Source organism: Hoskinsella mucinilytica (genome assembly GCF_045223415.1).
Classification (GTDB): domain Bacteria; phylum Bacillota_I; class Bacilli_A; order Erysipelotrichales; family Erysipelotrichaceae; genus Hoskinsella; species Hoskinsella mucinilytica.
Genome location: NZ_JBEQZJ010000018.1, coordinates 1 through 23,080 on the forward strand (window position 1 = coordinate 1; position 23,080 = coordinate 23,080).

The 23,080-nt window shown below is 34.3% G+C and carries 22 protein-coding genes; 19 read left to right on the plus strand and 3 right to left on the minus strand.

Annotated elements, in window-relative coordinates; translation table 11 throughout:
- Positions 1-165: 165 nt before the first annotated feature.
- Positions 166-1,206, minus strand: coding sequence for an HNH endonuclease (locus tag UGRO018_RS07895; protein ID WP_416325932.1), 1,041 nt, complete (start codon positions 1,204-1,206; stop codon positions 166-168).
- A gap of 126 nt (positions 1,207-1,332) precedes the next feature.
- Between UGRO018_RS07895 and UGRO018_RS07900 the strand changes: the two genes are divergently transcribed.
- The 5 genes from UGRO018_RS07900 to UGRO018_RS07920 all read left to right on the plus strand — a co-directional run bounded on the left by UGRO018_RS07900 (position 1,333) and on the right by UGRO018_RS07920 (position 4,874).
- Positions 1,333-2,019, plus strand: coding sequence for an AT hook domain-containing protein (locus UGRO018_RS07900; protein ID WP_416325933.1), 687 nt, complete (start codon positions 1,333-1,335; stop codon positions 2,017-2,019).
- A 114-nt stretch (positions 2,020-2,133) separates the two neighbouring features.
- The gene (locus UGRO018_RS07905; protein ID WP_416325934.1) at positions 2,134-2,961 is read left to right on the plus strand and encodes an AraC family transcriptional regulator; all 828 of its coding nucleotides are present in this window, start codon (positions 2,134-2,136) and stop codon (positions 2,959-2,961) included.
- Positions 2,958-3,869, plus strand: coding sequence for a DMT family transporter (locus UGRO018_RS07910; RefSeq protein ID WP_416325935.1), 912 nt, complete (start codon positions 2,958-2,960; stop codon positions 3,867-3,869). Before UGRO018_RS07905 ends, UGRO018_RS07910 begins: the two co-directional genes overlap by 4 nt.
- Positions 3,838-4,248 carry a DUF2000 domain-containing protein gene (locus UGRO018_RS07915; RefSeq protein ID WP_416325936.1) on the plus strand — a complete coding sequence of 137 codons (411 nt, stop codon included), beginning with the start codon at positions 3,838-3,840 and terminating at the stop codon, positions 4,246-4,248. Before UGRO018_RS07910 ends, UGRO018_RS07915 begins: the two co-directional genes overlap by 32 nt.
- 206 nt (positions 4,249-4,454) lie before the next feature.
- The gene (locus tag UGRO018_RS07920) at positions 4,455-4,874 is read left to right on the plus strand and encodes a helix-turn-helix transcriptional regulator (RefSeq protein WP_416325937.1); all 420 of its coding nucleotides are present in this window, start codon (positions 4,455-4,457) and stop codon (positions 4,872-4,874) included.
- 12 nt (positions 4,875-4,886) lie between these two features.
- Here the strand turns inward: UGRO018_RS07920 and UGRO018_RS07925 are convergent, their stop codons facing one another.
- Positions 4,887-6,113: an RNA polymerase factor sigma-54 gene (locus UGRO018_RS07925; protein WP_416325938.1), complete on the minus strand. Its 1,227-nt coding sequence runs from the start codon at positions 6,111-6,113 to the stop codon at positions 4,887-4,889.
- Between the two features lie 111 nt (positions 6,114-6,224).
- Here UGRO018_RS07925 and UGRO018_RS07930 point away from each other — a divergent pair, with 111 nt between their 5' ends.
- The 14 genes from UGRO018_RS07930 to UGRO018_RS07995 all read left to right on the plus strand — a co-directional run bounded on the left by UGRO018_RS07930 (position 6,225) and on the right by UGRO018_RS07995 (position 21,171).
- Entirely contained in the window at positions 6,225-8,942 is a 2,718-nt protein-coding gene (locus UGRO018_RS07930; RefSeq protein ID WP_416325939.1) for a sigma 54-interacting transcriptional regulator, read from the plus strand.
- Positions 8,943-9,069: 127 nt separating this feature from the next.
- The gene (locus tag UGRO018_RS07935; RefSeq protein ID WP_416325940.1) at positions 9,070-9,486 is read left to right on the plus strand and encodes a PTS sugar transporter subunit IIA; all 417 of its coding nucleotides are present in this window, start codon (positions 9,070-9,072) and stop codon (positions 9,484-9,486) included.
- A gap of 15 nt (positions 9,487-9,501) precedes the next feature.
- Positions 9,502-9,972, plus strand: coding sequence for a PTS sugar transporter subunit IIB (locus tag UGRO018_RS07940; RefSeq protein ID WP_416325941.1), 471 nt, complete (start codon positions 9,502-9,504; stop codon positions 9,970-9,972).
- A 15-nt stretch (positions 9,973-9,987) separates the two neighbouring features.
- Positions 9,988-10,767 carry a PTS mannose/fructose/sorbose/N-acetylgalactosamine transporter subunit IIC gene (locus tag UGRO018_RS07945; RefSeq protein ID WP_416325942.1) on the plus strand — a complete coding sequence of 260 codons (780 nt, stop codon included), beginning with the start codon at positions 9,988-9,990 and terminating at the stop codon, positions 10,765-10,767.
- The gene (locus UGRO018_RS07950; protein WP_416325943.1) at positions 10,748-11,566 is read left to right on the plus strand and encodes a PTS system mannose/fructose/sorbose family transporter subunit IID; all 819 of its coding nucleotides are present in this window, start codon (positions 10,748-10,750) and stop codon (positions 11,564-11,566) included. Before UGRO018_RS07945 ends, UGRO018_RS07950 begins: the two co-directional genes overlap by 20 nt.
- A 21-nt stretch (positions 11,567-11,587) precedes the next feature.
- Complete coding sequence (locus tag UGRO018_RS07955; protein WP_416325944.1) at positions 11,588-12,583, plus strand: SIS domain-containing protein; 996 nt, start codon at positions 11,588-11,590, stop codon at positions 12,581-12,583.
- An 8-nt stretch (positions 12,584-12,591) separates the two neighbouring features.
- Positions 12,592-13,260 (plus strand): HAD family hydrolase, encoded by a 669-nt coding sequence (locus tag UGRO018_RS07960; RefSeq protein ID WP_416325945.1) that lies wholly within the window; start codon positions 12,592-12,594, stop codon positions 13,258-13,260.
- Complete coding sequence (locus UGRO018_RS07965) at positions 13,257-14,336, plus strand: SIS domain-containing protein (protein WP_416325946.1); 1,080 nt, start codon at positions 13,257-13,259, stop codon at positions 14,334-14,336. The genes UGRO018_RS07960 and UGRO018_RS07965 overlap by 4 nt, the downstream gene beginning before the upstream one ends.
- A gap of 122 nt (positions 14,337-14,458) precedes the next feature.
- Positions 14,459-15,265 carry a MurR/RpiR family transcriptional regulator gene (locus tag UGRO018_RS07970; RefSeq protein WP_416325947.1) on the plus strand — a complete coding sequence of 269 codons (807 nt, stop codon included), beginning with the start codon at positions 14,459-14,461 and terminating at the stop codon, positions 15,263-15,265.
- Between the two features lie 121 nt (positions 15,266-15,386).
- The gene (locus UGRO018_RS07975; RefSeq protein ID WP_416325948.1) at positions 15,387-16,778 is read left to right on the plus strand and encodes a glycoside hydrolase family 1 protein; all 1,392 of its coding nucleotides are present in this window, start codon (positions 15,387-15,389) and stop codon (positions 16,776-16,778) included.
- The gene (locus UGRO018_RS07980) at positions 16,771-18,099 is read left to right on the plus strand and encodes a PTS sugar transporter subunit IIC (protein WP_416325949.1); all 1,329 of its coding nucleotides are present in this window, start codon (positions 16,771-16,773) and stop codon (positions 18,097-18,099) included. The genes UGRO018_RS07975 and UGRO018_RS07980 overlap by 8 nt, the downstream gene beginning before the upstream one ends.
- Entirely contained in the window at positions 18,096-19,382 is a 1,287-nt protein-coding gene (locus UGRO018_RS07985) for a family 1 glycosylhydrolase (RefSeq protein ID WP_416325950.1), read from the plus strand. Before UGRO018_RS07980 ends, UGRO018_RS07985 begins: the two co-directional genes overlap by 4 nt.
- Positions 19,383-19,450: 68 nt before the next feature.
- Complete coding sequence (locus UGRO018_RS07990) at positions 19,451-20,122, plus strand: response regulator transcription factor (protein WP_416325951.1); 672 nt, start codon at positions 19,451-19,453, stop codon at positions 20,120-20,122.
- Positions 20,119-21,171 (plus strand): HAMP domain-containing sensor histidine kinase, encoded by a 1,053-nt coding sequence (locus tag UGRO018_RS07995; RefSeq protein WP_416325952.1) that lies wholly within the window; start codon positions 20,119-20,121, stop codon positions 21,169-21,171. Before UGRO018_RS07990 ends, UGRO018_RS07995 begins: the two co-directional genes overlap by 4 nt.
- A gap of 25 nt (positions 21,172-21,196) precedes the next feature.
- Here UGRO018_RS07995 and UGRO018_RS08000 read toward each other — a convergent pair whose 3' ends face one another.
- Positions 21,197-22,792, minus strand: a complete 1,596-nt coding sequence (locus UGRO018_RS08000) for a potassium/proton antiporter (RefSeq protein ID WP_416325953.1) — start codon at positions 22,790-22,792, stop codon at positions 21,197-21,199.
- Between the last annotated feature and the right edge of the window lie 288 nt (positions 22,793-23,080).

Below are 23,080 nucleotides of genomic sequence, written 5' to 3' on the forward strand. Positions count from 1 at the left end.
AAAGATGAAGCCTATGAGTGTTGATGATGCTCTAGATTTACTAGAAGTAGAGGGAAGCTTAAGGCCTCAGATACTGGAATTACTAGATGAAGAAAATAATTCAAGTGATTACATCTAATTACTTGCAATAAAAAAATCTCATAAAGAGATTTTTTGATAAATAGATTATTTTATAAAAATATGTTTTCTGTGATATGTTAAAAACTTAACTCTATCCTCTGTCATTAATTTCTCTGGAAGCTGATAGTTTTTTCTTAGTGAAAATTTATGTTCCCAATCTTCGATATCCATAAGTTTTCTAGACAGAATGATATAACCGTGATCATCAAAGGTGATAAATCCTTGATCGAAAAGATAATCATGATTACGACACAACAATAGGCCGTTATTATGGTCTATTGCTTCATATATATGTGCACAATCACGAAACGGTTTAATATGACTTGCGATTAGCATATGAGGAATATTAATATTACAAATAGGACATTCATGCGCAAATTCATGAAATAGCGTATCCTTGTAAAAAACCTGTAATGCTTTAGTTTCGTCACGATCATGAGGAATACCTCTTCTGGGTATGATACTTAAAATGACTTCTTTATGTTTATAATCATTCATGATTTCCATTGTATTCTTATAATCAATTCTAAGGTCTTCATGAGCGACGATGCTTGAAGTATATAATGCGGTTAAAAAGCAAGAAATCAAAGGCTTTTGTTTTTCTTTATATTCTCGTAAAATATCGCTGATTCCTTTTAATAATTTTGGATGAAATCTTAATTTTTCTTGTTCTACTTCAAACAGTGTTGTTTGAAACATATACTCTAGACTTTCACGATCCACATACTCTAAGACTTCATTTTTTGTTAGGAATTCATTGCTACGGATTTGTTTAGAAAAAAATTCATGAATGCGATCATCAAGCATATAGCTTTCAAATAACCCTAAGGCCTCCACAGCGGAGTTCTGATTGCTTTTTGAATAAATGGTTGCAGCCGGCGTTAAATCAATACCATTCTTATCATCTTTGATAAAATGTTTCTCTTTTAGATATTCCATCACATGTTTCAATTCTGATAGCTTTAGATTGTAATAATCATTAGCGATTTCTTCATATACTTTAATAGGGGAACTCTCAAAGGAAATTCCCTGTAATTCAATGGCATCAATGATAGCCAAAACTTTTTTAAAAACTGATTTTCTCATAGAATCACCACTTTCTACCTCTATTATACATGAAAAATTAAATTTTTTTCGAGTTTACCCATAATGTGCGGGTATTCGACAAAACAAAACATTTACAATGTAACCAATAAAAGGAGAGTGTTAACAATGAAAGGTCCAGGAATTAAAGATTACTTGAATGTATTAACAAAATTGAAAGAAGATGCTTGTAAGGAAAATAAAGATTTTATCGAAGTTAATAGTAAGGAGTTACATGCATCTGTATCACCACAGCATGCAACGATGCCAACTTGCTGTCAGGCGATTTATAAGCTTATGCTTCAAGGTGATGAGATTTTACAACGTCCAAAGGGCAATACAGGATTTGGATCCCATTTGACGGTTAGATTTTATTTGCATGATCTTGAAACAAGAGAGAGAATGTTCCCTAATAAAAAAAGAGGCAGACCAGCAAAGAGTGAAGAAGAAAAACTGGCTGCTAAAAAAGCAAAAATGAAACGCAATACAGAAGATTTATGCAATCTTGTAAAAGGCTGGTTATCTGAGCATGGTTGGGAATATATTGAAAATAAAGAATTTATTGAAGCACATACGGAAAATAAACGTTGGGTTATCAATGTTCAAGGAATCAAACGTGGAAGAAAGCAAACATTGCCGGTAAAATTAAGTGAAGTCATCAAGCATATTGATGATACCAATACGCATTACAGTATTGCATTTAATGACTCACTTGCGTATCGAAGACAATGGAATGAAATTCCGGAAGTTGTAAAGAATTCTTTGAATATGAGTGTGATCCTAGCGGATAAAAAAGGTAATATCGTAGAGTTATAAAGGAATCATGTGATGGTTCCTTTTTTTCATGATATATCATGAGTATTTTGTATCTTATTTTACAAGAACTTAATGAGAAAGCATGATATAATCAAACGCAAAGGAAGGTAGTTTATGATAGAAAAACAAGAGCAACGCCATATGATGTTTGATGATGAACTTGGGATTGAGGCATATCAATTAACGGGAATCGTACAAAAATTTCCAAACCACTTTCATGAATTTTATGTGATAGGATTTATGGAAGGTGGTAAACGTCATCTTTGGTGTAAAGGAAAAGAATATGATACTAGCACTGGTGATTTGATATTATTTAATCCATATGACAATCATTATTGTGCTCCTGTAAATGGTGAGCTACTAGATTATCGTGCAGTGAATATACCAATCGATAGTATGAAAAAAGCGGTTTATGATCTTACCGGAAAAGAATTTTTACCTCAATTTACCTGTAATCTTGTTTATCAAAGTGATATAGCCAAAAGTGTAGGAACCTTATACGATGCTATCATAGATCATGCCTGTTATATGGAAAAACAAGAAGATTTTTATTTTCTATTAGAAAATGTATTAAATGAATATGCCCAATGTACAGATTCTGTATTACAGGCAATTAAACCATTGGATCATTTATGTGAGTTTATGAAAGAACATTTTATGGAAAATTTATCTTTAGATGAATTGGCGGATATGGCTAATTGTTCACGATCGTATTTATTAAAAAGTTTTACGAAGCAATATGGTATTTCTCCGTATCGCTACTTACAAAGTATACGTATTGATAAAGCAAAACATTATTTAGAAGAACAAATGCCGATCATTGATATTGCACAGCTTTGTGGATTCACAGATCAGAGTCATTTTTCAAATTATTTTAAAAATTTTATTGGTATTACACCAAAGCAATATCAACGTATATTTGAGGAGGATAAAACGGTATGAGAAAAGAACATCAAGGACATCTTGCGGCATTATTTACAATATTTATTTGGGGTACGACCTTTATCGCAACAAAGATATTGTTGAAGACATTTGCACCTGTAGAAATACTTTTTATTCGATTTGTGATTGGATATTTGGCATTGTGGATTGCTTTTCCTAAAAAGCTATCTACAAAATCAGGACAAGAAAGGTATTTTGTTTTTGCCGGTATATGTGGTGTTACTTTATATTTCTTATTAGAAAATATCGCATTGACGTATACTCTTGCCAGTAATGTTGGTGTGATCGTTGCGGTATCACCATTCTTTACTGCAATTTGCGCTTGGCTTATTCATCGTGAAACAAAGCTGAATGCATGTTTCTTTTTAGGCTTTATATTGGCGATGATCGGTGTTTATTTAATAAGTACCAATGGACAATCTGTTTTTGAAATCCATCCGATTGGTGATTTACTTGCACTTTTAGCGGCGTTTGTATGGGCATTATACTCTAATCTAACAAATAAAATCAGTGAGTTTCATTATGATACAATACCTTTGACGAGAAGAATTTTCTTTTATGGGTTATTGTTTATGATTCCTGCATTATTTATATTTGATTTTCATCCGGAAGTAAATGATTTTATGCAGTTTGATGTGTTATTAAATTTATTATTCCTTGGTCTTGGCGCAAGTGCGTTATGCTTTGTGACATGGAATAGTGCATTGAAAATATTAGGATCCATTACCTGTTCTGTATATATTTATCTTGTACCGGTGATTACTGTTGTAACATCGATGATCGTATTAAAAGAAGAGGTTAGTGTTTATACATGGATTGGAATTGCTTTGACTTTGGTTGGGTTGATGTTGTCACAATTAAAGAAAGGAAATGATTATGGAGAATGTAAAGTGTGTCATGGTAATTGATGAGTCGCTTCCACTTGGAATAGCGATGAATACTGCAGGAGTATTAGGTATATCGTTAGGGAAAAAGATACCGGAATGTGTTGGTGTAGATGTGATGGATCAAGATGGAATCGCACATGCTGGTACCATTCAAATACCGGTACCTATTCTGAAAATGAGTGGAGAAGAGTTGAAAGAGCTGGTTCATCAGGTAAAGAATGATGAAGAATTAACAATGCTTGATTTTACTGATATTGCACAAGGATGTAAGGTATATGATGAATATATAGAACGAAGTGCACAACATAAGACAGAAGAGTTTACCTATTATGGAATTGCATTGTTTGGAAATAAGAAAAAAGTAAACAAGTTAACAGGAAGTTTACCATTATATCGATAGCACAGATAAGTAGAGTCTGTGCTTTTTATATTCATAAGATATTTATGATATACAAATAAGCGTATCTTTGTTTTCTAAAGTACTGTTGTACATTATAGATTTCTGAAAATTTGATTTTTTTAAAGAAATATATGAAATGTCAAACATCTTTGATAGACATTTTCCTTTTCATATGAAATCATAGTGATATAAGGAGCGAAGTAAGTATGAACATAGGAAGAAAATTAAAAGAAGCAAGAATGAAAATGAAATTTACTCAGGAAATGACTGCAGAGTTGCTTCATGTATCCAGACAAACAATATCAAATTGGGAAAATGAAAAAGCAATTCCTGATATCATCAGCGTTATCAAGCTAAGTGAAATTTATGATATGAGTCTTGATGACTTATTGAAAGGAGATGAAGATATGTTAAAGAAAATAGATAAAGATGTGAACGTTGTAAAAAGCAATCGCAGAATGATGATGATCGGATGGAGCGTGATGTTATTGGCTTTCCTAGTATCGATATCAAATTTGTTATTGAAACAGTCATCTTTTGACTTTATTGCTTCTTCGACACCCTATGTATTATTGGGTGTTGGGGTTGCGATCATTTGTGCAAATCGACAAACATCAGATCATTAAATTATAGAAATATTATGATTGTTGAGATTTTACTTTTCTTTCCTTTGAGCTAGGAATATGAAGTTGTGTGCGATACTTTGCGATTGCTCTACGGGAAACATAGAGTTCCATTTCTTCTAATTTTTCTACAAGCTCATAATCTGCATAGGGTTTTGTTTTATCTTCTTCTTTGATCAATGATAAAATTGCTTTTTGTATAGAATCTTTACTGCTACCTTCTTTTGTTGCGGAGACAAATAACTGTTTTAAAGGATATATTTCACCTTGGAATAGATAATATTTATTGGATAGTGTTCTGGACACTGTAGATTCATGAAAGCCACAAGCTTTGGCAATATCCATTAAGGTACATGGTTTCAGTTCATCATGAAAGAGAAAATAGTTTTTTTGAATATGAATCAATTCATTGGCCATAAGAAGCATGGTTTTGTTACGTTTACTAATAGAATCTATAAAATAATAGGCATCTTCAAAATATGGTTTTAGACTTTGATTTGTTTTAAGAACTTCCAATTCATCTTCAATATAAATATGTCCGACTTGCTTTGGTATGATTTCAATTTCACCTTGTGAAACTTTGATTTCAAAATCAGGAAGGATGAGTGCTTCTTGTGATTCAGCATAATTACTACAAGGAAAGGGAGTGCATTCTTTGATATCATCTAGATAACCCATAACTTCTTCTAAGGATAATTGCATATGTTTTGCTATTGAGCGATAGTCTTTCTTAAGCATTGCTTCTTGTTCGTGTAATAGAATATGTTCTGCATCAAATAAGTATTGTCGATGTAGTTGATTTGCAATCGCTTGAATTGAATCTGCTGTTGCCACACCTGCGGGATCAAAGGATTGAATCAAAGAAAGCGTTGTTTGTAATTGTTTGATGGTACATGAGGAAAGTTGAGCTGCAGTTGATAAGTCTATGGTAAAAAAACCATGTTCATCTAATGATTCAATAATAAATTCAGCTGCTTTTATATCATACTTTTGTTTTGCAGTGTGTAATTGTAAATATAAATCATCTTTCAAGGTGGTTTTTACAGTTGCGGTTTCCATTAAATATTGATGGATATCTGTAGATGGAGTATAAGAAATGATAGGATTATGGTCTACAATTTCTTGAATACATTCTAAAAGATCACTCTGATTCATCTTTAAAACATCCAGTGATTTTTTCATAGTCAATGACAGTTGCAGTGTCTGATTCAGTTTTTGCGTATATTCTAATTTCTGTTTCATAACATCCCTCTTTCACTTTTATTATAGCAAGAATCATGCCATAGAAGTTGTACAGATTATTCTCTTGACAAGTAAAATTAATGTTTGTACCATTGATGATGGTGAGAGCATATGAAAGATCAATTAATGAACATAATCAAACAAAATTGTGAACAAGAAGCATATCAAGAAAATCATGCCAAAGCATTGAGCGAACGTTTACAGATTGCTCGTAATGAAGTTGCTTTGGCTTTACGAGAGCTTTATTCAAAAGGACTGTTGATAAAGATCGAAAGTAAACCGATGTTGTATCTAGACAGTGAAACAATGAAACAAAAAGGATATGCAATTGAACAAAAGACATATCCTGATTTAGATAGTTTTTTAGAAGCGGAAAAAAACGCTCAGGATTTTGAAAAGCTGATTGGATATCAAGGAAGTTTGAGTGAACTTGTGAAACAATGCAAAGCCACCATTTCTTATCCACCTAAGGGATTACCGATGATGTTATATGGAGCTACCGGCACCGGTAAAAGTATGATCGCAAAATTGACCTATGAATATGCGAAAAATCATCATTTATTGAAAAACGGTGGTAAATTTATCTCTGTTAACTGTAGTGAGTATGCGAATAATCCAGAACTTTTAACTGCCAATTTATTTGGTCATGTAAAGGGTGCGTTTACCGGTGCTGATAAGGATAATCCGGGTTTGATCGCATTGGCAGATGGCGGTGTCTTATTTCTTGATGAGGTCCATAATTTAAAAGCAGAATGTCAGGAAAAATTGTTCTTATTCATGGACCAAGCAATTTATCATCGAGTAGGTGATAATGAAAAATGGTATCAATCAGATGTTCGTATCATTTTTGCGACAACGGAAGATCCTGAAAAGGTATTGTTGAAGACATTACAAAGAAGGATACCTATGATATTCAATGTACCTACTTTGGATGAAAGAGGTATGGAAGAACGTGTTCAACTTTTATATGCAATGTTTCAGGCAGAAAAACAGCGTCTACAGAAAAAAATCAAAATCAGCTCTAAAGTTTATAATATTTTATTGACACATACCTTTCCTGGAAACATAGGAGGATTGAAAAGTTGTGTACAATCTTGTTGCGTGAAGTCCTTATTTGATACCAACGAACAAGGAGAATTATTGGTACGTTTACATAGTCTTCCAAGTGCCATGTTAAATGATTATGCTAATAAACATCAAAGCGTTACTTCAAGTGTAGATGTAGAATATATCGAAGCTGATGAGCTTGCGAAATTTATACATAAAGAAACACCGATTATTTGTTTAAATGAAGAATTATTGACTACCTTTTTGAATTATGAACAACATACGATTGGCGTAGAAGAATGTTTTCATAAATTACAAACTCATATACATGATTACTTTGACCACGTCTTCTTTAAAAATTTTGATGCCAAAGAAAAGGATTTTTATCAAAATGGAGTAGAAAGTATTTTTGATCTTATATCAAGTCGTTATGGATTAAAAATAAGTAACAATGATTTGTTGAGTATCAGTCTTTATCTCCATGATTATCATAAGAACTTCCATAGTTATCATAATTGGATGATACAAAATAAGGAAGCCTGTGCAAGATTTCAGGCTTTTATGAAAAATGAATTTTATCATGAATATCATGTAGCGATGGAAATATGTCATTATCTTCATTCCTATATGGATATGGAAATATTAGGTATGGTATCAATCATATTGGTTCAATTGATTCGTAATCTATCTAACAATAAGGAAACTCGTCATGTGGTTGCGATTATCTTGGCACATGGTTTCTCTACTGCTTCTTCAATTGCGGATGCGACAAATAAATTTTTGGGTAACTATGTTTTTGATGCCATTGATATGCCATTGAATGTGGATACCAATACCATCATAGAAAAGCTGAATCTCTTTCTAAGTCGTACCGGAAATTTTGAGGAATTATATTTATTGGTAGATATGGGAAGTCTTGAGGATATCTACAAAGGTATTCATGTAGAGCATGCTAATATCGGTATCATCAATAATATTTCTACCAAGGCAGCATTGGAAATAGGTAATGGTATCATACAAAACCAAGAGATGGAAGATATCTTCCAAAATGTCATTTCCTACAGCAATACGATGTATCATATTGAAAAGCATCGAGATCAAGAAAAGGTTATTTTATGTTCTTGTGCCAGTGGAATCGGAACGGCAGAAAAGTTAAGAACGATTATTCAAGATTCTCTACCTCAAGATAGTGGAATCATTGTGAAAACCTATCAATACAATGAATTAATTGAAAAAGGAAGCAATAATACCTTCTTTGATAGTTATCATGTATTATGCGTCATAGGTACCTTAAATCCTAATATTGAGGGATTGCATTTTGTGCCGATAGAAGATTTGATCATCTCAGATAATCTAAGAGAGTTAGATCAATATATGAAGGATAGTTTAGATGCAAAAGAGTTAAGCGAGTTTCGTAAAAACATTGTAAAAAACTTTTCTTTATCTAATATCATGAGTAATTTAACGATTCTTAATCCAAATAAATTGCTGGAACATGTTGCAGATGCAATTGATCGATTACAAAATGCAATGGATATGAAATTTTCTAATGCTACCTGTTTTGGTCTATATGTACATATTAGTTGTTTGATTGAACGTTTAGTTATGAATAAGGGAATCGAAACTTATCAGGATATGGAACGTTTTGTAAGGCAGGAGGAAAAATTTATATCTCTTGTGAAACAGACCTTTAAGGAAGTGGAAGACTTCTATGGTGTAGATATACCGATTGCCGAAATCGGATATATTTACGATTATATAAAAAATGATCACGATTTTTAATCAAGTGTGTCCTCTGTAGCACACTTTTTGCTTGTATACAAGTGAGTTAAAAACCTGTGTGTTTTCGAAAAAAGAATGGCCGTGGCACAGTATTTGCTTGTATAAAAATGAAGAGAGGAGTGGAAGATTGAGTAAGATCATATTAGCATCCCATGGAGAACTATCAAAGGGACTATTAAATTCAGTATCAATGATCGTAGGAGATCTTGCAAAAGATGTAGAAACATTTAGCTTGTATCCAGGTCAAAGTCCGAATGATATCTTGCATCAGATAGAAGCGGATGTCAGAAACAATGAAGAAGAACAATATCTGATTTTGTGTGATATCAAAGGAGGTAGTGTTCATACAACATTATCTAAGCTTATTGTCTATCCTAATGTTGTTGTCATATCCGGAATGAACATGAATATGGTATTGGATCTCATATTGAGCCATCAAAACGGATTAACAGAGTCAGCGTTTGAAGGCTTGATTCAAAATGCGAAAGAAGGTATTACCCTATTAAGCAAAACGATCGCAGAATGCGATGATGAAGATTTCTAAAGGAGGAAATTCAAAATGATCAAGTTATTGAGAGTAGATCACAGATTATTACATGGACAGGTAGCATTCTCATGGACATCTCATCTTTCAGCAGATTGTATCTTGATTGCAAATGATGAAGTATTAAATGATAGCTTAAGAAAAACAACCATGAAGTTGGCAAAACCAAATGGTACTAAGTTGGTTATGAAAACCATCAAAGATTCTATTGAAGCAATCAACAGTGGCGTTACAGATAAATATAAATTATTGATCGTTGTAGAATCCATTCAAGATGCTTATGCATTAGCAAAAGGTTGTGAGCAGGTAAAAAGTATCAATTTGGGTGGAACCAAGGCAAAAGATGGCACAAGAAATTTATCTAAAGCCATCAATGTCTTACCTGAAGAAGAAACATTGTTGAAAGAATTGATTCAAGATGGCTATGAAGTTGAAATCAGAATGGTACCGGATGATAATAAGGTACTTGTTGAGAAAGTATTGTAAGAAGGAGGAGAAGGTATGGTACAGGCAATTTTATTAGGTTTGGTAGCAATGCTTGGTAATGCAGAATATCTGTTAGGAACAAGTTTATTATCAAGACCGATCATTATGGGAACATTAACAGGATTGGTATTAGGGGATATTCCAACCGATGTAACTTTGGGGGCAACATTGGAGCTGGCTTTTATGGGAGCATTCTCTATCGGTGCCAGTATTCCTCCGGAAATGATTTCCGGTACGGTATTGGGTACTGCATTTGCGATTACAACAGGATCAGGTGCTGAAACTGCATTAACGGTAGGATTACCGGTTGCATCTCTTGTTTTGATTGCGAAAAATGTCGGAATGGTATTCATACTACCACCATTTGTTCACAAAGCAGATAAGTATGCTGCACAGGGCAATATGAAAGGTGTCGCAAGAATGCATTATCTTGGTGGTTTGTTTGGTGTCAATTTGATCATCGGTGTCATTGTGGCAATCGGATTCTATGCAGGAGGACCTGCTGTACAATCATTACTGGATGTCATTCCGGAATGGGTATCTAAAGGATTAGAAATCACAATGGGATTATTACCGGCAATTGGATTTGGTTTATTACTACAAATGACTGTCAACAAAAAGGTTGCATGCTTCTTTATGCTAGGATTTGCACTATCATCTTATCTTGGTATTCCGGTAACCGGTATCGCAATCTTCGGTGCAATTATTGCAATCGTTGTAACACAATTAGATAAAAACACAAAACTTCAAGCAGTAAGTACAGAAGGAGGAATAGATGAAGATGACGACTTCTAATAAATTAACAAAAAAAGAGATCAATAAGGTATTCTGGAGATCCTTTGGGATGGAATGGGACTGGAACTATGAGCGACAAATGAACATGGCTTATTGTTATGCATTACTACCGGTCATTGAAAAACTTTATGATAAAAAAGAAGATCAGATTGCCGCAATGCAAAGACATCTGGAATTCTTCAATACAACACCGCATTTATCTACTTTGATTCTGGGAATTACTGCCGCAATGGAAGAAAGTAATGCCAATGATCCTGACTTTGATACCGAAAGTATCAACAACGTTAAGATTTCCTTGATGGGACCTTTGGCCGGAATCGGAGATTCCTTTATTTGGGGTACCTTAAGAATTATCGCTACCGGAGTAGGATTATCTTTGGCAACCAAAGGAAATATTTTAGGACCGATTTTATTCTTATTGATTTTCAATATCCCTGCACAGGGCTTACGTCTATATTTGATGAATGCAGGTTATAAGCTAGGATCATCTTTCTTAGAAAAAATTCAACAAAGTGGTTTGATGGAAACCTTGACTTATGGTGCATCCATTCTTGGTTTGACAGTGATCGGTGCCATGACCGCAGAAAATGTTTCCATCAGTATACCCTTAGCAATCGGTTCAGGTGATGAGGCCACAACTATCGGAGATATATGTAATAATATCATGCCAGGCTTATTGCCATTGGGATTCACGTTATTTATTTATTTCTTATTGAGAAAGAACATCAAAACAACAACCCTGCTTGTGTTATGTGCAATCATCGGCCTAGCTGGATCATTCTTTGGAATTTTAGGTTAACGAAAGAGAGGAAAAAAGAACATGTTAAAATTGAATGAACAAAAACAAATCGATAGTGTAAGAGGAGCATTGGCATTAAGAGGAGCCATTAATGAAATCGTAGATGGTATTTGTAAAGAAGGTTATAAAAATATTTGTTGGTTAGGAATCGGAGGAACTTGGGCAAGTAGTATGCAGGCAACGGTTCATATGAAAGAATATTCCGCCATTGAAACATGGGCTGAAAATGCTGCTGAATATCTAACTACCGGAAATAAACGTATTGGGAAGGGAACCATCGTCATTACTTCTTCCGTAACAGGAAATACCATCGAAGTAGTCAAAGCAGTAAAAAAATGTCAAGAAGCTGGTGCTAAAGTCATTGGGTTCATTGATATTGAAACAGCAGATTTGGCTAAAATGGTAGATTATTGTATTTCTTATGGACAAAATGAACAATTGAAATTCTTTATGGTTGCGGATCGTTTTATGGTGAACAATCATGAAATGGACTTCTATGAAGATATGTATCAGAATTTTGAAACGTATTTGCCAGAAGCTTTGGTTGAAGTAGAAAAGAAAGCAGACGATTTTGGACAAGCTTTCGCAAAACAACACTGGAATGATGAACTACACTACTTTGTAGGCGCAGGAAATCAATGGGGTGCAACGTATTCTTATGCGATGTGTTATTGGGAAGAACAGCTATGGATCAAAACAAAATCCATAACAGCTCCTGAATTCTTCCATGGTATGTTTGAAATTGTCACAAAAGAAACACCAGTGACCGTTTATGTCGGAGAAGATGCACAGCGTTCCCTTTCTGAACGTGTAGTAAACTTTATTCCTAGAATTTGCGCTAATTATACAGTGATCGATACCAAAGATTATGAATTAAAAGGAATCAAAGAAGCATATAGAGGACATATTTCTCACTTAGTCATGCATGCGGTAAATAATCGTATTGATGCTTATATGGAAAAAGAAACATGTCATCCTATGGAAATTCGTAGATATTATCGTAAACTGGAATATTAAAAGATTCAATGAGGAAGTTGAAAGCAATCATCTTCGATATGGATGGGGTACTCTTTGATTCAGAAAGAGCTTATATGGATCGTTTGAATCGTTTTATGAATCAAGATGGAAAACAACTTTCCATGGATATACAAAGGAAGCTATTAGGATCTGGTGATCAAGAGAAATGGAACGTCTTTGATACCATGTATGAAGGACGTCTGAGTAGAGAACAGTTCTTTAAGCGATATGATGAATATTATCGAAATGAGCCGTTCTCTTATCGATCACTTCTCTTTGATGGAGTAATAGATACCATATCTACTCTAAAGAAGCAGGGTTATCGCTTAGCATTGGCTTCTTCCTCTACTTTATATGAAATACACTCTGCTTTAGAAGAATGTCAGTTAACATCGTATTTTACTTCGATATTAAGTGGAGAACAATGCGTTAAGACAAAGCCGGATCCACAAATCTATTTGGATACCTTAAAGGCGTTAGATATTCAGACACAAGATTGTATCGTTGTAGAAGACAGTACTTATGGAATACGTGCAGCAAAAGCCGCAGGTCTATATGTAGTCGCAAAAAAAGAGGATACGATCAAAGTAGATCAAAGCGAAGCAGATGATATCATATCTCATCACCATGAGCTGTTTTCTATCATCAATAAATTGGAAAGGAGTGATATCCAATGAAAAAAATGACAATGCAGGATTATATAAAAGAAACTCCTATCGTTTGTAGAAATAATATCCAACATGCGAAAACGTTGGTTCGACCTTTATTAGATCAAATGAAGGGAAAAGATATCAAAGCTATATGGTTGATTGCGTCAGGATCAAGCTTTAATAGTTGTCATTGTGCAAGAGCAATGATGCGTTTATGTCTAAAATGTGAAATCAAAATTATCACACCATTTACGTTTACTTATTATGAACATGACATCAAAGAAGAAGACCTTGTTTGTGTTATCTCACAAAGTGGTTTGAGTACCAATGCAATCGAAGCATTGAAAAAACTAAAAGCAATGAACCATACTACCATAGCATTAACAGGTAATCCTAATAGTGATATCAAGGAATATGCAGATCTTGTGATTGATTATGGTGTAAAAGAAGAACTCGTCGGCTATGTAACAAAAGGAGTTACCACATTATGTTTATTCCTGATGTTATTTGCAATCGAAGCAAGCAATCATCAGGAGTATTTTGGAGAGCTGGAAAAAGCCATTGATCTAAATGAAGAAATGATAGATAAAACATTAGCGTTTATCCCACTACATTATAAGAATTTAACTTCTATGCGGCATATTTATTTCTGTGGTGCAGGAAGTAATTATGGAACTGCATTAGAAGGTACGTTAAAAGCAGGAGAGACCATTCATATCCCTAGCTGTTGTTATGAAGTGGAAGAATATATTCATGGACCTAATTTACAGCTGACACCGGAATACAATGTTATCTTCTTTGATGGTGGGGATGTCGCAAGTGAACGAGTGAAACAAGTATATCTAGCGACACGTAAGGTGAGTGATCGTGTATATATGATCAGCAATCATCCAGACTTGAAACAAGATTCCCATGTGCTTTCTTTATCAGATCAGGTCATGAGTGAATGTGCACCATTAGCATATCTTCCATTTGTACAATTGTTAAGCTATGTCATCAGCAGTGATTTAAATAGTGTCAAACAACATCCATTATTAAAGGAGTTTAAAAAGATCGCCAGCGCTAAAACAGAAAGTTTTGTGAACTATGACGATGATGAATAAGAAACACTCTGTCTTACAGTGAATCGCTGTAGGCACAGAGTTTTTTTACTCTCAAGTTGATTTTACATTGCATTTTTGATATATGCCCTGTAAGATAGGAATAGATAAAGGAGATGTTGTGTATGCCAATGGTTATGCCGGTATTAACGATGTTATTGAGAGAAATCAATGTCACAAATAAAAAAGGAAGTTCTTATGATATAGCGAAAGCTTTGTTAGATCATTATCATGAGATACCGAATCGAACCATTCATGAGATGGCTGATGAATGTTATATATCTTCTGCATCATTATCTCGTTTTATTCGAACAATTGGCTTTGATCATTATACAGATTTCAAAGAAGCTTGTCGTAAAGAAATCGGAATCGAGGTAGACTATTCCAAGGATGTATCCAAGGCCAGTATTGATGATATGCGACCTATCATAGAACGATATACGGAAAGTATCAAGCATAATATTGATTATACCTATCAACAAATGGATTTTTCTCAATTGGAACGCATTTGTAAAATGATGTTTGAAGCAAAAGAAATTGCCTTTTTCGGATTAGAATTTGCGATGTTATTAGGACAACATTTTCAAGTTAAAATGGCAAGTATGAATAAACTGGTACGATTGGGTTTGACTTATGAGGAACAAAAAGAGATTGCTCAACAGCTTCCTGAGCATGCGCTTGTATTTGTGGCTTCTTTAGAAGGTGGATATTTTTATCGAAATGATGAGGTTATGAATATCTTTCAACAAAAGCATGTAACCATTGTCGCAATGACGATGAATGAAAATACGAAAATGACAAAAGATATCGATGAAATTTTGATATGTAATAAAGTTAACAGTAATACAGAGGGAAGAATAACATTATTGTATATGATAGAAATCTTGTTGATGTATTATTTTGTGAATTATCAAATGTACCATATGGAATAGCATGATGAATTTCAATATTTGAAACTGACTTGGTGATTATGAAATTACCGGGTCTTTTTTGATGACAGAAAAAAAGTAGTTCCATGATAAAGTGTAACTGTAAGATATGAGGAGGTTATATATGGAAAATCAAAGATTTTCGAATACGTTTCTCTGGGGTGCCAGCACAAGTGCTTTTCAAATCGAAGGAGGGTATTTAGAAGGTGGCAAAGGACTTTCTACCACAGACTGTAGAAACGTTTTAAAGGGGATTGCCAATAGCTTTGTCGCAAGTGATCATTATCATCATTGGAAAGAGGACATCGCTTATATGAAAGAGCTTGGTATTGGCATTTATCGCTTTTCCTTTAGTTGGGCTAGAATTATGCCGGATGGCTGGAATGTCAATGAACAAGGGTTACAGTTCTATGATCAAATCATAGAGGAATGTTTAAACTATGGCATACAACCTTTTCCTACGCTTTATCACTTTGAAATGCCACAAGCATTGGTTGATGAATTTGGCGGATGGAAATCAAGAAAATGTATCGATGCTTATATCAAATATGCGAATATTTGTTTCCATCGTTGGAAAGGAAAGATACGTTATTGGGCAACCATCAATGAGCAATTGATTGCTTGTGCTGCATCTGATTTAAATGGAAATCATGAAACAGATCCTAAACAAAAATTAAAAGATATGTATCAAATGAGTTATCATATGTCCATTGCAGAGAAAAAAGCATTTCAGTTATTAAAAGAACTAGATGCTGACGCAAAAATTGGCGTTGTATGTTCCATGCAGGTCATTTACCCTGAAACATCTCATCCTATGGATATACAAGCCGCAAGTGATGCACAAGATTTCCTACAACATATGTATCTTGATATGAGTGTTTATGGGAGATATCCACAACGTGTGATACATTACCTGAAAAAGAAACAGCTTTATCCTAATACAGAAAAAGAAGATGAAGCATTGCTAGGTTATGGTCCTGATTTTATCGGTATCAATTATTACGCAAGCAACTGTGTGAAGGCAAAAAACGCAGAGGAAGACGAGCAAAAACTACCACCGTTTTATCGTAATGATTTATTTTCTATGGCAATCAATCATCATTTGCCTAGAACAAAATGGATGGAATATGGCATTGATCCATGTGGTTTATCTATAGGGATTCGCCAATTGTATGAACGTTATCATCTACCGATCATGATTACAGAAAACGGATTGGCTTGTTGTGATGAACTTGTTGATCATGAGGTAAACGATGATGATCGTATCGAATATTTACAAATGCATATTCTAGAGTGTCAAAAGCTCATTGAAGAAGGATATCCGCTGATTGGTTATTGTCCTTGGTCATTGATTGATGTACTAAGCTCTCATCAAGGTTTTTCTAAACGCTATGGTTTAATTTATATTGATAGAACAGATGAAGATGAAAAAGAGTGTGCTAGGATACCTAAAAAAAGCTTTGCATGGTATCAAAATTTAATCAAACAAAATAGGAAGGATGAACGATATGAATAAATTTATGACAATGATGGAACATTATCTCGTTCCATTAGCAAACAAGATTTCCGCAAACCGCTACTTAAAGACAATCAGTAATGGTTCTATGGCTTTGCTTGGCATCATTATGCTAGGTTCCTTGTTTACTGTGATATCCAGTATTACTTGGGAACCTTATCAAACTTTTTTGACAAGTTCAGGATTGGGCACGTTACTAGGCTATGTACCGGATTTCACAATTGATCTATTGGCATTATATATGGCATTTTCCATTGGGTATCAAGGCGCAAAAATATTTGAAATCAAAGATAAAGCATTCAATGCAGGAGCGATTTCACTTGTTTGTTTCTTGTTGTTAACACCAATCAACACGACCGCAATGGAAGGCTCTACCTTTTTAGATATCAGCTATCTAGGCGCTAAAGGTGTTTTTGTCGCTTTGATAACCGGTATTATCACAGTGAAGATCCTTGCCTTCTTTGTAAAACGTAATTTTACGATCAAAATGCCAAATGGGGTACCATCCATGGTTATGGAATCCTTCTCAGCTTTGATTCCCGCTACGGTTATTGTTGTATTATTTGCGTTGATAAAGTTTGGGTTTGCGCAGACGTCTTATGAAACAGCGAACAACTTCATTTATACGATACTACAAACTCCGATTCAATCATTAACAGGTAGCTTACCGGCCTTTCTTTTATTGATACTGGTATCTCAATTATTATGGTTCTTTGGCGTTCATGGTTCTATGACGGTATTACCGATCCTTTTCCCTATCTTCCTTGGTTATCTTGCAGAAAATACAGCAGCAGTAGAAGCCGGAAAGATAGCACCAAATGTAATCAATTTCGGTTTATATGATCTGGCTTGTCTTGGCGGTTGTGGCGCAACCATAGGTTTGGTTATCGTCATGTTCTTTTTCTCAAAAAGCAAACGATACAAAGCCTTTTCTAAGCTTGTATTACCTTGTGGCTTATTCGGAGTAAATGAACCAGTCGTATTTGGCATGCCATTGATGTTGAATGTCATGATGCTGATTCCTTTCTTATTAACACCGATCATTATCGTCACAATCGGTTATCTTCTTATTCAACTTCATGTGATTACACCTACCATCGGTGTGTTAGGTGCCGGTTCCTTACCACCACTTGTTCATGGTATCGTACAAGGTTCTCTATCATTTGGTATCTATGAACTGTTTGCTACAGTTCTATCCATGATCCTTTACTTCCCATTCTTCAAAATTCTAGATAAACAAGCATGTGTTGAAGAACAAGTTGCGGAAAAAGACGAAATCTCATCTGAAGATGATCTGTCTTTTGAAAAGGAGGACTTATGATAGATATCTTTCAATATCCCGATATCACATTTCCTAAAGGGTTTCTATGGGGCGCAACTACCGCAGGACAACAGATTGAAGGAAACAATTGTTCCTATCTTGATGATCCTCACTGTGCACCACCCTTTGCTTATGGTGGAGTACCTTATGAAATGGCAGGAAATGCTTGTGATAGTTATAACCGATACGAAGATGACATTCAGCTATTGAAACAGATGCATATGGGAGTGTATCGTATGTCAATCGAATGGTGTCGTATAGAACCTCGAAAGGGATGTTTTGATGAAGTTGCTATAGAACATTATCTTCATCAGCTACAACGGTTAAAAGAAGAAGGAATTCAAGTATGTTTAACATTACATCACGTATCACATCCAACATGGTTTCATGAAGAAGGCGCATTTCATACCTTAGAGAATATGGATGTTTGGGAACGCTATATTCATAAGGTCGCAAAAACTTATCACGCCTTTGTAGATTATTGGATTGTCATAAATGAAATGAATCTGGCTTTTGAATATAGTGAAGAGGAGCGTATTCATATGCTTCAATATCATGCAAGAGGTTATCATATCATAAAAAAATATAGTGATAAACCAATCAGTTCTACATTATCTTACTCTATGAAAGAACCCTTTCGAGGTAAATATGATCATGCGGATACAGTGATGGCAGATTACATTGATTATGTTGAAAATGAATTCTTTATTCATGCCATTCGAACAGGCGAAATCGTGATGCCTTTTCATGATGCCGTTTATTTACCTGAGGTAAAAGATACTTGTGACTTTTGGGCTTTGAATACGTATATTCGTCAATTTATCAATAGCAGAAAACGTGAATTTCGCTTTGATACCTATCAAGCAACACATTTTAAAGCTTTGTCAAAACCCTTTTTCACAGAAGAAATCAATCCTGATATCATGATTGAAATGTTGATGAGATTTAAAGATAAACCGGTCATGATTACGGAAAATGGTATTGCAGTTGAAGATGATAGAATTCGTATGGTATACCTTAGTGCTATGCTACAAGCAATGCGACAAGCGATGGACTTAGGCGCAAATGTAATCGGATATCTTCATTGGTCTTTATTAGATAACTGGGAATGGGGTACTTATCATCCAACGTTTGGACTAGCTAGTGTTGATCCGATTTCAAAAGATAGAACGCTAAAGGAAAGTGGCAAACTTTATGGAAGGATCGCACAGGAAAACGGATGGAATCAAACCATGATCAGATCCTTTTTGAAAGAATTACCATCTATCATAAATTTAAAATAAGATATTCAAAGATTAACATGATTCAAACAATTCTATGTTATGATGTAGATAACATGGAGGTGTTGTTTATGATACAGATTTTAGTAGTAGAAGATGATCCTGGGTTAAACCATAGTGTATGTAAATATTTAACTGACTGTTGTTATGAGGCAAAGGGATGTTTTCATCCGGAGAAAGCATATGATCTTATGTATATGCAATCTTTTGATATGATCATTTCCGATATCATGATGCCTGGAATCGATGGTTTTGAATTTGCGGAAACAATACGAACCATGGATCAAACAATACCGATTTTATTTATGAGTGCAAGAGATGATATATCCTCTAAACAAAAAGGATTTCGTATAGGAATTGACGATTATATGGTAAAACCAATTGATTTAGAAGAACTTAGTCTACGCATTCAAGCATTGTTGAGACGAGCTCATATCGCAAATGAGAAAAAAATCATCATAGGGAATTTGATCATGGATGCAGATGCAATGACCATAACAATTAATGAAGAAGAAAAACCATTCACAACCAGGGAGTTTCATATTCTTTATAAATTGCTTTCTTATCCTAATAAAACTTTTTCTAGATCTCAACTTATGGATGAGTTTTGGGGTCTGGAAAGTGAAACAAGTTTACGTGCGGTAGATGTTTATATCACCAAGCTAAGAGATAAGTTATCATCCTGTGTAGGCTTCCAAATCACCACTGTACGTGGGATAGGATATAAGGTCGTATTACTATGAAAAAGACAATAGAACCTAAAATTAAATATTTTTCATTTATAGAATTTTTAAGTATATTTTGTACCCTTATGATACTTTCTTCACTTCCAGCGATGATGTATGGAACACCGTTCAAGCAACTTCTTCAAAATGATTATGTTTTATGGTATATCTTATATTGGTTGATCGTTACATGTATCATTTGTTTGATCACTGCATGGCAAAAGAAAAAGACATTTTCTAAGCCACTGACCAAATTAAGAACAGCCAGCAAGGCAGTAGCCTCAGGAGATTTTTCTGTATACATAGAGCCAATTCATTCTTTAGATAAAAGAGATTATATGGATGCGATGTTTGAGGATTTTAATCATATGGTAAAAGAATTAGGTAGTATTGAAACCTTAAAAAATGATTTTATATCTAATGTATCACATGAAATTAAAACACCATTATCCATTATTCAAAATTACTCGGCATTATTGAAAAAAGATACGCTGTGTCAAGAGGAGCGTGAAGCGTATCTTACTATCATCATGAACGCAACAAAAAAATTAACCAATTTAGTTAGTAATATATTAAAATTAAATAAATTAGAAAATCAAGAAATCCTATCACCTTCATCTTCCTATGATTTATGTAGACAATTAAGTGATTGCCTACTAACATTTGAATATGAATTAGAGAGAAAACATATCGAGGTACATATGGATATCGAAGATAAGGCCATGGTCAAAACAGAAGAAGATTTAATGCAAATCGTATGGAATAATCTTTTCTCCAATGCAATCAAATTTATGGAACCTGGTGGTAGCATTTATATCAAGCAACAATCAGAAGATGACAGCATTTTAGTTGAAGTAAGAGACACAGGCTGTGGTATGACAGAAGAAACCTTACAACATATTTTTGATAAATTTTATCAAGGTGATACATCTCATTCTCAAGAGGGCAATGGTCTAGGATTAGCCTTGGCCTATCGTATTATGGAGAAAACAGGAGGCACGATCAGTGTCACTAGCAAAGTAAAGGAAGGAACGTCATTTTTTGTGAGAATTCCCAAAGATGAGTAAAAAAAGACATTCCTGCCTTTTCTATTTATAACAAATCTTTTTGACAAAGAAGTAAACGATCATGTAATAGGATTTGTGTATCTCCTTTAGGAACCATGGTTTTTTGATCTCGTTTGATCATAATAATAAGAAAGTCATTCTTTTTATTGATTTCATGTAGTTGCTTATTTAACCAGATATGTTGTGCATCAATGATGATTTCTTCTAAGGGAATTTCAGTATCATCATAATAAATAGGGGAACACATCACAAGAATATCATCTGCCAATATAGTAGTACTTCCTTCTGGAAGTATTTTTTCATTTTTTCGCTTGATCATAACGACGAGCATTCCTGTAGGCATGATAACTTCGCTAAGCTGTTTATTGATCCATGGATGTTCTTTTGTGATATGCGTTTCAATTAAGATCGGACTGTTTTCATCACGATAATCATTAAAAGTGAGCATTGTATTATTTGATTCATCCTCAATATCTAGGATGTGTGCAATATGGGGAAGAAAAGAGCCTTGTAGGGTAATAGATAACAAGGAAACAAAGAAGACAATATGAAAGATATCATTATTCATATAGGCAGGACTTACAACAGTCAAAATAGCAAACACGATAGAAGCAGCTCCTCTTAGACCACACCAGGAGATAAATAGTTGTTCTTTCCATGGTACGCCAAAGGGCGTTAAAAGTAATGCAACACTAAGAGGACGGGCGATACAGGTCAAGATGATGAAAATTAGGAAGGCTGGAAACATAATCTCTGGAATTTGCGATGGAAAGGCTAATAGACCAAGTAGGAAGAATAAACATATCTGCATCAAAGATGAAATACTATCGAAGAAAGCAACAACTTCTACTTTATGATCCATAGTATGATTTCCCATCACGATTGCGGCAATATAGACGCTTAAAAATCCATTTCCGGATAAAAGAGTAGGTAACGTATATGCAAGTAAGGCGATGCCTGCCAATAAAATGATTTGCATTCCCGTATCTTTAAAGCGTAGATTCTTGAAGATGAAGGATCCTAGATACCCAATAAGAAACCCACATCCTAGACCAAACCCGATTTGTGCAATTATCAATTTTGGTAGTGATATTGCAGATGGTGCCATGATCTGTAAGATAAGAACTGTTAACATATATGCAAAAGGGTCATTACTTCCACTTTCCATCTCTAATAAAGGGGCTATACCATGTTTTAAGTTTAGTTTTTTCATACGAAGAATAGAGAAAACACTAGCAGCGTCCGTAGATGCTAAGACAGCTCCTAACAAATAGCCTTCTATACCTGTACCTAAAATGATATGTGCAAAGAAGCCTACCAAAAAACAGGTTGTAATGATACCAATCGACGATAATAAACATGCTTTGCCTGCGACAGGTTTCACTATTTTCCAATTCATACAAAATCCACCATAAAACATTATAAAAATTAAAGAAATGGTACTTATTTTCTCTGTTAATTGATAATTGGCAAAATCAATACGGAAAATACCATCACTTCCAAATATCATCCCCAAGGCAATGAAGATCAATAAAGAAGGAATGCCAAAACGATGAGATATACGGGATGATAAGGTGCAAATAATGGTAATAATAGCGATAAAGAATAAAATTTCTGTCATAAAACACACCACCTCTTTTCTATCTTTAGTATACCATATTCCAAACAGATAGAAAAAAGCATCCTTGAGGATAGAATTTAATGAATTTGAAAATTTATGTGTTTTCTTAAAGGGTTAGAACCTTGTAAGATTAAAATAACCTGTTACTATTTGATATGAATTAAAGATCAAGCAACTATCAGAAAGTAGATTCGTTGAAGTAAGAGATACCCGGATTCTTGTCAGAATTTTAAAAGTGATGAAAAAAAATAAAAAACTGTGATTTTTTCATCATCTGAAAAGTCACAG

What these genes read in the sequence shown, in the direction of transcription:
- UGRO018_RS07980 (WP_416325949.1), top strand. Translation starts at nt 16,771, where the DNA reads ATGAATAAATTTATGACAATGATGGAACATTATCTCGTTCCATTAGCA.
- UGRO018_RS07955 (WP_416325944.1), top strand. Translation starts at nt 11,588, where the DNA reads ATGTTAAAATTGAATGAACAAAAACAAATCGATAGTGTAAGAGGAGCA.
- UGRO018_RS07915 (WP_416325936.1), top strand. Translation starts at nt 3,838, where the DNA reads ATGGAGAATGTAAAGTGTGTCATGGTAATTGATGAGTCGCTTCCACTT.
- UGRO018_RS08000 (WP_416325953.1), bottom strand. Translation starts at nt 22,792, where the DNA reads ATGACAGAAATTTTATTCTTTATCGCTATTATTACCATTATTTGCACC.
- UGRO018_RS07930 (WP_416325939.1), top strand. Translation starts at nt 6,225, where the DNA reads ATGAAAGATCAATTAATGAACATAATCAAACAAAATTGTGAACAAGAA.
- UGRO018_RS07960 (WP_416325945.1), top strand. Translation starts at nt 12,592, where the DNA reads ATGAGGAAGTTGAAAGCAATCATCTTCGATATGGATGGGGTACTCTTT.
- UGRO018_RS07895 (WP_416325932.1), bottom strand. Translation starts at nt 1,206, where the DNA reads ATGAGAAAATCAGTTTTTAAAAAAGTTTTGGCTATCATTGATGCCATT.
- UGRO018_RS07995 (WP_416325952.1), top strand. Translation starts at nt 20,119, where the DNA reads ATGAAAAAGACAATAGAACCTAAAATTAAATATTTTTCATTTATAGAA.
- UGRO018_RS07970 (WP_416325947.1), top strand. Translation starts at nt 14,459, where the DNA reads ATGCCAATGGTTATGCCGGTATTAACGATGTTATTGAGAGAAATCAAT.
- UGRO018_RS07940 (WP_416325941.1), top strand. Translation starts at nt 9,502, where the DNA reads ATGATCAAGTTATTGAGAGTAGATCACAGATTATTACATGGACAGGTA.
- UGRO018_RS07905 (WP_416325934.1), top strand. Translation starts at nt 2,134, where the DNA reads ATGATAGAAAAACAAGAGCAACGCCATATGATGTTTGATGATGAACTT.
- UGRO018_RS07950 (WP_416325943.1), top strand. Translation starts at nt 10,748, where the DNA reads ATGAAGATGACGACTTCTAATAAATTAACAAAAAAAGAGATCAATAAG.
- UGRO018_RS07990 (WP_416325951.1), top strand. Translation starts at nt 19,451, where the DNA reads ATGATACAGATTTTAGTAGTAGAAGATGATCCTGGGTTAAACCATAGT.
- UGRO018_RS07975 (WP_416325948.1), top strand. Translation starts at nt 15,387, where the DNA reads ATGGAAAATCAAAGATTTTCGAATACGTTTCTCTGGGGTGCCAGCACA.
- UGRO018_RS07985 (WP_416325950.1), top strand. Translation starts at nt 18,096, where the DNA reads ATGATAGATATCTTTCAATATCCCGATATCACATTTCCTAAAGGGTTT.
- UGRO018_RS07900 (WP_416325933.1), top strand. Translation starts at nt 1,333, where the DNA reads ATGAAAGGTCCAGGAATTAAAGATTACTTGAATGTATTAACAAAATTG.
- UGRO018_RS07945 (WP_416325942.1), top strand. Translation starts at nt 9,988, where the DNA reads ATGGTACAGGCAATTTTATTAGGTTTGGTAGCAATGCTTGGTAATGCA.
- UGRO018_RS07920 (WP_416325937.1), top strand. Translation starts at nt 4,455, where the DNA reads ATGAACATAGGAAGAAAATTAAAAGAAGCAAGAATGAAAATGAAATTT.
- UGRO018_RS07965 (WP_416325946.1), top strand. Translation starts at nt 13,257, where the DNA reads ATGAAAAAAATGACAATGCAGGATTATATAAAAGAAACTCCTATCGTT.
- UGRO018_RS07910 (WP_416325935.1), top strand. Translation starts at nt 2,958, where the DNA reads ATGAGAAAAGAACATCAAGGACATCTTGCGGCATTATTTACAATATTT.
- UGRO018_RS07925 (WP_416325938.1), bottom strand. Translation starts at nt 6,113, where the DNA reads ATGAAACAGAAATTAGAATATACGCAAAAACTGAATCAGACACTGCAA.